The 9,876-nt window shown below is 70.2% G+C and carries 11 protein-coding genes; 8 read left to right on the top strand and 3 right to left on the bottom strand.

Annotated elements, in window-relative coordinates:
• Positions 1-132: 132 nt before the first annotated feature.
• Positions 133-762: a PepSY domain-containing protein gene (locus NJ4_RS24340; RefSeq protein WP_067441897.1), complete on the top strand. Its 630-nt coding sequence runs from the start codon at positions 133-135 to the stop codon at positions 760-762.
• A gap of 78 nt (positions 763-840) precedes the next feature.
• Positions 841-1,374: a hypothetical protein gene (locus tag NJ4_RS24335; protein ID WP_067441894.1), complete on the top strand. Its 534-nt coding sequence runs from the start codon at positions 841-843 to the stop codon at positions 1,372-1,374.
• Between the two features lie 37 nt (positions 1,375-1,411).
• Here NJ4_RS24335 and NJ4_RS24330 read toward each other — a convergent pair whose 3' ends face one another.
• Positions 1,412-1,948: a DUF937 domain-containing protein gene (locus tag NJ4_RS24330; RefSeq protein WP_067441891.1), complete on the bottom strand. Its 537-nt coding sequence runs from the start codon at positions 1,946-1,948 to the stop codon at positions 1,412-1,414.
• A gap of 165 nt (positions 1,949-2,113) precedes the next feature.
• Between NJ4_RS24330 and NJ4_RS24325 the strand changes: the two genes are divergently transcribed.
• Genes NJ4_RS24325 through rodA form a run of 5 tightly spaced genes read left to right on the top strand, consistent with a single transcriptional unit; the run spans position 2,114 to position 7,859 of the window.
• On the top strand, positions 2,114-3,142 hold the full coding sequence (locus tag NJ4_RS24325; protein WP_067441887.1) for a rod shape-determining protein: 1,029 nt from the start codon (positions 2,114-2,116) through the stop codon (positions 3,140-3,142).
• Positions 3,142-4,056: a rod shape-determining protein MreC gene (mreC, locus tag NJ4_RS24320; protein WP_067441884.1), complete on the top strand. Its 915-nt coding sequence runs from the start codon at positions 3,142-3,144 to the stop codon at positions 4,054-4,056. The genes NJ4_RS24325 and mreC overlap by 1 nt, the downstream gene beginning before the upstream one ends.
• A gap of 1 nt (position 4,057) precedes the next feature.
• Positions 4,058-4,573, top strand: a complete 516-nt coding sequence (mreD, locus tag NJ4_RS24315; RefSeq protein ID WP_067441881.1) for a rod shape-determining protein MreD — start codon at positions 4,058-4,060, stop codon at positions 4,571-4,573.
• Positions 4,570-6,711 (top strand): penicillin-binding protein 2, encoded by a 2,142-nt coding sequence (mrdA, locus tag NJ4_RS24310; protein WP_067441878.1) that lies wholly within the window; start codon positions 4,570-4,572, stop codon positions 6,709-6,711. Before mreD ends, mrdA begins: the two co-directional genes overlap by 4 nt.
• Positions 6,708-7,859, top strand: coding sequence for a rod shape-determining protein RodA (rodA, locus tag NJ4_RS24305; RefSeq protein ID WP_067441875.1), 1,152 nt, complete (start codon positions 6,708-6,710; stop codon positions 7,857-7,859). Before mrdA ends, rodA begins: the two co-directional genes overlap by 4 nt.
• A 104-nt stretch (positions 7,860-7,963) precedes the next feature.
• On the opposite strand, the gene NJ4_RS25370 is transcribed toward rodA, so the two are convergent.
• Complete coding sequence (locus tag NJ4_RS25370) at positions 7,964-8,431, bottom strand: response regulator transcription factor (RefSeq protein WP_217996985.1); 468 nt, start codon at positions 8,429-8,431, stop codon at positions 7,964-7,966.
• Positions 8,432-8,650: 219 nt separating this feature from the next.
• Here NJ4_RS25370 and NJ4_RS24295 point away from each other — a divergent pair, with 219 nt between their 5' ends.
• Positions 8,651-9,556 carry a hypothetical protein gene (locus tag NJ4_RS24295; protein ID WP_067441869.1) on the top strand — a complete coding sequence of 302 codons (906 nt, stop codon included), beginning with the start codon at positions 8,651-8,653 and terminating at the stop codon, positions 9,554-9,556.
• 3 nt (positions 9,557-9,559) lie between these two features.
• Here NJ4_RS24295 and NJ4_RS26160 read toward each other — a convergent pair.
• Positions 9,560-9,876 (bottom strand): hypothetical protein (locus NJ4_RS26160; RefSeq protein ID WP_169799329.1); only part of this gene is annotated, 317 nt, incomplete at its 5' end.

Here is a 9,876-nt window from a genome sequence, read left to right as displayed (position 1 = left end):
GTGGTGCCGGAACATCTCCGATGATGCCGCGCTCCGAACGCACCTGAAAGCACGTTCAGGTGCGTTCAGGCTGGCTTCAGCCCCGTCTTGACAGGCTCCTCTCATCGCTTCAACCGACGAGAGGACAGTCCGATGACTGACAACCAGACCGAGACCACTGCCGCCCCTGCCACGAAGCGCAGGTGGCGTAGCCGCCGGGTGCTGATCCCTGCCGTCGCCGCGATCGCCGTGGTGGGCGTCGGGGGCGTGGTCTGGGCCAGTGCGGCCGACGACGACCTGAGTGGCAGCCAGCGTGACCGGGCCTCGCAGGCCGCGGTCGAGGCGGCCGGCGGTGGCAGCATCACCGAGGCCGAGGAGGACGACGGCTTCTACGAGGTCGAGGTCACCCGCACGGACGGCACCGAGGTCGACGTGCGGCTCGACCAGGACTACGGCGTGGTCGGCACGGAGACCGACGGCCCGGACGACGATCGGTACGACGACCGCGATGACGCTGACGACCGCGACGACGGCCGGCACGACGACCGCGACGACGCTGGTGACCGCGACGCCGACGACCAGCCGTTGACCGCGGGGGAGAACACCGCAGCCGAGAAGGCGGCTCTGGCAGAGACCGGCAAGGGCACGGTCACCGACGTGGATCGTGACGACGACGGCGGAGCCGGCCGCTACGAGGTCGAGGTGACCAAGGCCGACGGCACCGAATGGAGCGTGCGGCTCGACCGGGACTTCGCGGTCCTGAGCAGCCACCGCGACGACTGAGCGACCCGAGAGTGCGCCCGCACCCGGTACAGCGGACCGGGTGCGGGCGTCACGCACCCGGGATGACACGCTGGCCGGGTGGAGCTCGACTCGCTGCTGACATCCTGGATCGTCGAGGCACTGGGCGTGTCCGGTCGCACCGCCTCGCCCTTGCTGGTGGCCAAGGGTGTGTGGGCCCGCCACGAGGAGGACCTGAGGTCGACCGGTGACCTGTTGTTCACCTGGCAGGTCGACCTGCGCGCGGCGGCCGAGGCGATGGTCGCCGACGGGAGACTCACGGTCGAGCCGGACGGGCGGTGGACCCTGCCGGAGGGCACCGCCGTCCCGCTCGTGGCACGCCGCACCTGGGGGGAGGGCGAGATCGCGACGGTCGTCGAGGGCTATGTGGAGATGCTGCGCGCCGAGCACGAGGGTCGGCCCGTGCATCGCCGGGAGGTCGTCGCCGACCTCACCGTCCGGACCGGCCGCAGTGGGGACCAGCTCGAACGAATGCTGTCCAACATCTCCGCGGTGGTCCAGGAGCACGGCATCGCGCCACTGGCGAGCTGCGCGCCGCGGTCGAACGTGCCGGTCGGCGTACGCCCCGCGGTGGCAGCGGCCCTGGACCTCTGACGACGGGTCGGCCCACGACGCGACCCGAACGCGTCGATCAGCGCCGGCCACCGCCCAGCAGTCCACCGAGCACGTCGGTGATGATCTTGCCGGCACCCCCGGACGACCCGCCTACCGCACCCTTGAGCACCTGCTCCAGCACGCTGCCGAGCACCGACTGGTCCTGGGTCTTCGACGGCGCGGCGCCCTTCGAGGTCATCCGTGAGGCCAGCCAGGACAGTACGATCGGGGCCAGGATCGGCAGCAGCTTCTTGACCAGGCTCGACGACGCGCCGGTGCTGCCGAGCTGATTGATCACCTGCTCTTTCTGGGAGCCGAAGATGTGGGAGGCGATCTTCTCGCCGTCTGCGACATCGACCCGTGACGGGTCGGTGGGGTCCCGGTCCTCGTGCTGGCCGAGCGCACCCAGGAGCGACCGGGCGCCGTCGGGGTCCTGCGCGTTCGCGTCGAGGCCACCCAGCAAGGCCGGCAGCACGGCCCGTGCCGCCTGCTCCACGGCGGCCGGGTCCTCGCCGAGGTCCGCGCTGATCTGGGCCAGGGGAAGGGAGGCGAGGAGCTCGTCGATGTCTGACATGGGGGCAACCTACTGCGCGAGGCCGCAGGTTGACCACGGCTGCGCGACGCTACCGCGTGTCCTACCCGGGATGGGAGGGCCGCGAACCTACCCTCAGAGGCGGGCGCGCCGTGTGGTCACGACGCGCAACTTCCCCCCAACCACCGCAACGAGCAAGGGTTTCGGATGGCTAACAGCCTCATCGGTCGCGACATGGCCGTGGATCTCGGGACAGCCAACACGCTGGTCTATGTCCGTGGCAAGGGCGTGTTGCTCGACGAACCCTCCGTGGTCGCGCTCAACTCGACCAGCGGAGAGATTCTCGCGGTGGGCCACGAGGCGAAGCGGATGATCGGCCGTACGCCGGACAACATCACCGCGATCCGCCCGCTGAAGGACGGCGTGATCGCCGACTTCGACGCCACCGAGCAGATGCTGCGCTTCTTCATCCAGCAGGTGCACCGCCGCCGCTACTTCGCCAAGCCCCGCCTGGTGATCTGCGTCCCGAGCGGCATCACCGCGGTCGAGCAGCGTGCGGTCAAGGAGGCCGGCTACCAGGCCGGCGCCCGCCGGGTCTACATCGTCGAGGAGCCGATGGCCGCCGCGATCGGCGCAGGGCTCCCGGTCCACGAGGCCACCGGCAACATGGTCGTCGACGTCGGCGGGGGCACCACGGAGGTCGCCGTCATCTCCCTGGGCGGCATCGTGACCAGCCTGAGCATCCGCACCGCCGGCGACGACCTCGACCAGGCCATCATCGCGTGGATGAAGAAGGAGTACTCCCTGATGCTGGGGGAGCGCACCGCCGAAGAGATCAAGATGACGCTCGGGTCGGCCTTCCCGCTGCCCAAGGAACCCGAGGCCGAGGTTCGCGGCCGCGACATGATCTCCGGGCTGCCCCGCACCGTGGTGGTCTCCAGCGCCGAGGTCCGCCAGGCTCTCGAGGAGCCGCTGCACAACATCGTCGACGCCGTGCGCACCACCCTCGACCAGACTCCGCCCGAGCTGGCCGGGGACATCATGGATCGCGGCATCGTGCTCACCGGCGGCGGTGCCCTGCTGCGCGGGCTCGACGAACGCATCCGTCACGAGACCGGCATGCCGGTCCACGTGGCCGACGAACCGCTGAGCTCGGTCGCCCTGGGTGCCGGCAAGTGCGTGGAGGAGTTCGAAGCCCTGCAGCAGGTGCTCGTCACCGACCAGCGGCGGTTCTGATGGAGCACCGCTGGAAGGGATCCGACGGACGCGAGAAGGACAACCGTCCGTCGCGTTCGGTGCTGATCGCCCTGCTGCTGGCCTGCGCCACGATGATCACGCTCGATGCCCATGGTGGCCAGGACTCCCCGGTCGAGCCGGCCCGCCGGGTCGCCGGTGAGGCCTTCGGTCCGGTCGAGACGTTCACCGCCGACGTGGTGCGGCCGTTCGCGGCGATCCCCGACTACTTCGGCACCCGCAAGAACCTCCGCAAGGAGGTCTCCGCGCTCGAGGCCGAGAATGCCGAGCTGCGCCGCAGCGTCGAGACCTCCGGACTCGACCGCAACCGCCTGGCCGAGTACGACGGCCTGACCCGGGCGGCCTCCGACGCGGGCCACGACTTGGTGCCCGCGCACGTGATCGCAGTCGGCGCCGGCCAGTCGTTCTCACACACCGTGACCATCGACGCCGGCACCGATGCCGGACTGCACGCCGACATGACCGTCCTCAACAACGACGGACTCGTGGGCCGGGTGGTCCGCGTGACCCGCACCACCGCCACGGTCGTGCTCATCGTCGACGCCGAGTCCGTGGTGGGTGGCCGGTTGGCCTCCAGCATGGAGATCGGGTTCCTCAGCGGACGCGGCGTCATCGACGGCACCGGTCGACTCGACCTCGACCTGATGGACGACTCCGTGGTCGCCAACGCCGGCGACGTGGTCACCACCTGGGGTAGCAAGGCCGGCACGCCGTACGTCGGCGGCATCCCGATCGGCCGCGTGGTCTCGGTGATCAACAGCCCGCGTGAGACCTCGCGTCGCGCCGTGATCGAGCCCTTCGTCGACTTCACCTCACTCGACCTGGTCGGGGTCGTCGTCCCACGCGGCGCGACGTCCGACCGCGACGTCGTCCGCGCCGGCGAGGGAGACGACTGACATGACCGCCCTTCGTGCCCTGGTCGCGCTCGCCGTGGTGGCGCTGGCGACCGTGCTGCAGGTCAGCCTCTTCCCGCACTTCGCCTGGGACGGCATCGTGCCCAACCTCGCCCTGCTCGTGGTCGTCGGAGCCGCGCTGGTCCGGGGTCCGCAGTTCGCGGCGACCCTGGGCTTCGTGGCCGGCGTCCTGATCGACCTGGCCCCACCGGCCGATCACATCGCCGGGCGCTGGGCGCTGGCCCTGGTCGTCGTCGGCTACCTGGCCGGTAGGGCCCGACAGGACACCCGGCCGACCGCGATCGCCACCGTGCTGACCGTGGCCGCCGCATCGTTCGTGGGCACCTCGATCTTCGCGCTCTCCGGGCTGCTGCTCCACGACCCGGTGGTCGGCGTGGGCGAGATGCTCGAGGTGATCCTGGTCGCGCTGGTGTGGGACGTCCTGCTCACCCCGTTCGTGCTGCCGCCGGTGATGCTGCTCTTCCACCGCCTCGAACCGGCACAGGTGGCCTACAGATGAGCCCGTCGGCCCGATCGGGACAGCGCAGCCGCCTGCGGCTCATCGTCATCCAGGCCTTGGTCCTGAGCCTGTTCGTCACTCTCTTCGCCCGGCTCTGGTACCTCCAGGTCGCGGCCGGTGAGGTCTACCAGGCCAAGGCCGCCTCGCAGTCGATCCGCGAGATCGTGCTGCAGCCCGACCGAGGACTGATCGTCGACGCCCAGGGCCGCCCGCTGGTGGCCAACCGCAGCTCGTGGGTGATCTCGCTCGACCGCACCACGCTCGGCAAGCTGCCCGACGACGAGCAGAGCCAGCTGGTCCGCCGCGTCGCCCGGGCCACCGGCATGAAGCCCAAGGGCATCCGGGCGCGTCTCCTCAACTGCGGCGACGCCGACGCGGTGGTCGGCACCTGCTGGAACGGCTCGCCCTACCAGCCGGTGCCGATCGCCGACGATGTCGAGACCGAGGTCGCGCTGCTGATCAAGGAGCAGGCCGAGGACTACCCCGGCGTGCTCGCCCAGCAGCAGTCCGTGCGCGCCTACCCACAGCCCTACGGGGTCAACGCCGCCCACATCCTCGGCTACCTCAGCCCGATCACCGAGGGCGAGCTCGACGAGGCCGAGACCGCGGACGACACGTCGGTCAACGGTGCTTCACGGGTCGGCCGCGCCGGCGTCGAGAAGGAGTACGACGCCTACCTGCGCGGCATGCCCGGCTACCAGCGCGTCGAGGTCAACTCGATGGGCGGCGTGATGAAGGAGCACAGCCTCGACGCCGGCACCCCGGGCGACACGCTGGTCACCTCCATCGACGCCAAGGTGCAGGCGGTCGCCGAGCAGCAGCTCGCCGAGACGATCAAGACCGCGCGCAAGACGTTCGACGAGGTGTCCGGCAAGAACTACGTCGCCGACTCCGGTGCCGTGGTCGTGATGGAGGCCAAGACCGGCCGCCTGGTCGCGATGGCCAGCCAGCCCACGTACGACCCGTCGGTGTGGGTCAACGGCATCACCCAGAAGCAGCTCTCCCGGCTCTACTCCGAGCAGGCCGGCACCCCGTTGCTGTCGCGGGCGACCCAGGGCCAGTTCGCGCCCGGGTCGACCTGGAAGCCGATGATGACCGCCGGTGCCCTGACCAACGGCTACACCACCGACACCCGGCTCAACTGCTCCTCCGGGTTCCAGGTGGGCAACCGCACCTTCAAGAACTACGAGTCCGGCGCCTACGGGTTCATCGGCTTCGACAAGGCCCTCGAGGTCTCCTGCAACACCTTCTTCTACCGCGTGGGCTATGACTTCTGGCGCCGCTTAGGCTCCGATGTCTCCGACGTGAACGCCAAGGACCCCCTGGTCGAGGAGGCGAAGGAGTTCGGCTTCGGCTCCCGCACCGGGCTCGATCTTCCGGGGGAGGCCTCGGGGCGCATCGCCGACCGCACGTGGAAGCGCGCCTACTTCGAGTCGCAGAAGGACTACTACTGCGGCATCGAGAAGAACCCGCCCAAGGACGCCAGCGCGTTCCTGCGCCAGTTCGCCCACGAGTTCTGCGTCGAGGGCTACGCCTACCGGGCCGGTGACGCGGTCAACTTCGCGATCGGCCAGGGCGACACCATCGTCACGCCGCTCCAGCTGGCCCGGGCCTACGCGGCGATCTCCAACGGCGGAACGCTGTGGAAGCCCCGGGTGGGCAAGGCGATCGTCGACCCCGAGGGCAACCTCGTCCGTCGCATCCAGCCCGAGAAACAGGGCCAGGTCAAGGTCCCCCAGAGCGTGCTCGGCTACATCGACGACGCGCTCAAGGGCGTGACCCGGCAGGGCACCATGGCGTGGCGGATGGGCGGCTTCCCGCTCGACGACGTGCCGATCCGGTCCAAGACCGGTTCCGCCGAGGTCTACGGCAAGCAGTCGACCTCGTGGGTCGCGTCATACTCCGGTGACTACGTCGTGGTGATGATGGTCTCCCAGGGCGGCACCGGGTCGGGCACCTCGGGCCCGGCAGTCCGCAAGATCTGGGAGACCCTCTACGGCATCGACGGTGAGACCGTGACGCCCGGTCGGGCCGCGATTCCAGGCGTGGTGGCCGGCAAGTCGCTGCCGATCTTCGCCGAGGACGGCTCGGTGCTCCCACCGAAGACCCAGGCAACGAAGAAGAAGAAGAAGTCATGAACCCGCGTCGCGCCCCCGGTCTCGACTGGATCCTGATGGCCGCCTCCCTGGCACTGGTGGCTCTGGGCTCGATCCTGGTCTGGTCGGCCACGTCCCACAGCGACGGTGACCCCACGGCGTACCTGAGGAAGCAGCTGGTCAACGTCGCGATCGGTGTCGTGCTGATGGTCATGGTGCTGGCCACCGACCATCGCTGGGTGCGGATCGTGGCACCGTTGATCTACCTCGCCTCGGTGCTCGGGCTCGTGCTCGTGCTGGTGATGGGCAGCACGGTCAACGGCTCCCGGTCGTGGCTGATGCTCGGCGGCATGTCGATCCAGCCGTCCGAGTTCGCCAAGCTGGCCGTGGTGATCGGCATGGCGCTGCTCGTGGCCGAGCGTTCCGAGGGCTCGTGGCGGCGCCGGATCGGCACCGTCGACGTGGTCGGCATGCTCGCCATCGCGGCGGTGCCCGCTGCGCTGATCCTGCTCCAGCCCGACCTCGGCACGATGCTCGTGCTGACCGCCACGGTCTTCGGCGTGCTGGCCATCTCGGGCGCCCCGCGCCGCTGGCTGGGCGGGCTCCTCGGCGCCGGTGTGATGGTGGCGTGGGTGGCGGTGGCGGCCGGGTTCCTCAAGGACTACCAGATCGACCGCTTCATGGCCTTCACGAACCCCGAGCTCGACCCGCGGGGCGCCGGCTACAACGTGGAGCAGGCGCGCATCGCGATCGGCAACGGAGGAGTCTTCGGTCAGGGGCTCTTCGACGGCTCGCAGACCCGGTCCGGGTTCGTGCCCGAGCAGCACACCGACTTCATCTTCACCGTGGCCGGTGAGGAGCTCGGCCTGCTGGGAGCCGGGGTGCTGATCGCGCTGCTCGGCGTGGTCGTGTGGCGCACCCTCGCCATCGCCCTGCACGCGGAGGACATGTTCGGCCGGGTGGCCGCCGCCGGCATCGCCTGCTGGATCGGCTTCCAGGCGTTCCAGAACATCGGCATGTGTCTGGGCATCATGCCGGTCACCGGTGTGCCCCTGCCGTTCGTGTCCTACGGCGGCTCGTCGATGTTCGCCGGCATGCTCGCCCTGGGGCTGCTCCAGAACATCCACCTGCGGTCGTCGTCCTCGTTGCCCACACGCTTCGTGGCCCCGCGCACCCTCGTCTCCCGCTGAGTTCGTCGTACCGTCGCGAACCGCGTGCTCTTGATGCACGGACTGGCAATGCTTGATGCGCGAACCGGCGGTTTCTGCGCTCAGCGCGGGGCCATCCGGGTGCGTCAGGGGCTGATCGGCCGAGGGGTGCCCTTGACCCCGGCTCGTCGGGCGACGGCCACAGCCGTCAAGGTCGAGTGCACCTCGAACTTGTGCAGGATGCTCTGGACGTGTGAGCGGACGGTGTTCGCCGCGATGCCCAACCGTAGGGCGATCTCCTTGCGGCAGAGACCGTCGACCAGGCAGCGCAGGACGTCGAGCTCGCGTTCGGAGAGCCGTCGGATCGCGGTGTCGTCGTCGGCCTCCCCGGTGCCCCGGGCCGGCAGTGATGCGCAGACGGTGGTCAGGAGACGCCCGGGTACGCGGGTCTGGCCGTCGGCCACCGCACGGATCGCCTCGACCAGGCTCTCGGCGGAGTCCAGCACGTCAGGGAAGGCCAGGAAGGCGCCCATGGCCGCGACGAGCAACACTGTCCCGTGCGCCAACCGGCTCGTTCCTGCCGCGTCCGAGGCCGACTTCAGGTGCACTGCCACTCGTGTTCCCCTTCCCAGTCCGAGGGCTAGAGAGCACCGACGAGGACGTGCTCGGTCAGCGGTGCTAGTACATCTGGGGGAGGTGACGGGCGTGCTGGCGTACGCAATTCTGAGCATGCGCCCGGCGGGAATTGGGGCCAGTCTGGAGACGGTGCCCATTCCCGACCAGAACAGGCGACGCCCATGTCCCGACACTCAGCTCGCCGTCCACTCCGTCTCGTGGCAGTCTTCGCGCTCGTCGTGGCCGCCACGCTGACCGGTGTGGTGTCGCAGTCTGCCGTCGGCGGCCAGGCGAAGGGCTCCCTCGTGGTCGTGGCGGTCAACGACGCCGGCACGGGCCTCGCCGGTGCCGTGCAGGGGCGCCCCTTCTCCGTCGTCGTGGAGGCGCGCAACCTCCAGGGCGTCCCCTTGCCCGTCACCAGGGCGATCACCGTCGTCCTGTCGGAGCAGTCCGGCCCGGGCACGCTGTCCGGGAGGCTGAGCGGGGTGATCTCGAGGGGCGGGTCCCGCACCACGATCACGGCGACCTACTCCGCCTTCGGCAACGGCGTCGTCCTGGGCGTCGCGGTCTCCTCCGGAGTCGACCTGGATCCCGGAGGGACGACGATCGACGTCGCTGCCACGGCCGTACGCGCCACCGGCAGGCCGGGTGCACCGACGACGGTCACCGACCCGGGATGTGCCGTCCCGACGGCCACGGTCCCGGTCTGCGGCTACCTTCAGCTGCCCAACGGCGCCAACGGCCAGATCCTTGTGTCCGTGGGTGCCTGCACCGGCATCCTCGCCTGCATCACCGACCCGACGAACCAGGCCGGGTTGGTCACCGCCGCTGTCGACCTCAAGGACGCGTCGGGCGCGCCGCTCTACACGAAGGTGGCGCCCGCGTCCTTCGTGATCGGCTGCGACAAGTCGCTGTGCGGGAAGGGAGGCGTGGCGAAGTTCCCGCTCCTGGTGGACGTGACGAACCAGGGAGCGTTCGCCCGGGCCCCGCTGTGCCCGGCCAAGGGGCGACTCGGCAACGACCAGACCGTGTGCCTCGACGCGGTGCAGAGCAACCGTGACGGCGCGGGAGACCTCTTCAGCGTGCTCCTCTTCGACTTCGACATCCGCGCCAGCCACCCGTGACTCTCACGTGCCGGTGGGCCACGGCGGAGGCACCCTGACCACCCCGAGTTCCTCCAGGGTCCGCTGGGCCTCGGCCGGGGTCGGCCAGCCGTTGCGCCGCCCGGTCAGCGCGGCGTGACGAGCGGCCACGACCCTGAGGAACCCGCGCTCGTGCGCGAACTCGGTCGCCGAGCTGAGCTCGAGGCCCTCGGCCAGCGCCAGAGCGGCACCGGGGAGGTCGCCGAGCTCCATCAGTGCCGCGGCGCGGATGCGGTACGCCGAGGGCAGCAGCGTCACGGCGCCGAGTGCCCGGGCGGCCGCGATGGCCGCGGCACTCGTGT

The sequence above is a fragment of the Nocardioides jensenii JCM 1364 = NBRC 14755 genome, from assembly GCF_001552535.1.
GTDB classification, from domain to species: Bacteria; Actinomycetota; Actinomycetes; order Propionibacteriales; family Nocardioidaceae; genus Nocardioides; species Nocardioides jensenii.
This window is presented reverse-complemented; position numbering and strand designations above follow the sequence as displayed.

Bases quoted from the DNA above. Each gene is read 5' to 3' on its own strand.
- NJ4_RS24340 (WP_067441897.1), top strand. From the start codon at position 133: ATGACTGACAACCAGACCGAGACCACTGCCGCCCCTGCCACGAAGCGC.
- NJ4_RS24330 (WP_067441891.1), bottom strand. From the start codon at position 1,948: ATGTCAGACATCGACGAGCTCCTCGCCTCCCTTCCCCTGGCCCAGATC.
- NJ4_RS24325 (WP_067441887.1), top strand. From the start codon at position 2,114: ATGGCTAACAGCCTCATCGGTCGCGACATGGCCGTGGATCTCGGGACA.
- mreC (WP_067441884.1), top strand. From the start codon at position 3,142: ATGGAGCACCGCTGGAAGGGATCCGACGGACGCGAGAAGGACAACCGT.
- mreD (WP_067441881.1), top strand. From the start codon at position 4,058: ATGACCGCCCTTCGTGCCCTGGTCGCGCTCGCCGTGGTGGCGCTGGCG.
- mrdA (WP_067441878.1), top strand. From the start codon at position 4,570: ATGAGCCCGTCGGCCCGATCGGGACAGCGCAGCCGCCTGCGGCTCATC.
- rodA (WP_067441875.1), top strand. From the start codon at position 6,708: ATGAACCCGCGTCGCGCCCCCGGTCTCGACTGGATCCTGATGGCCGCC.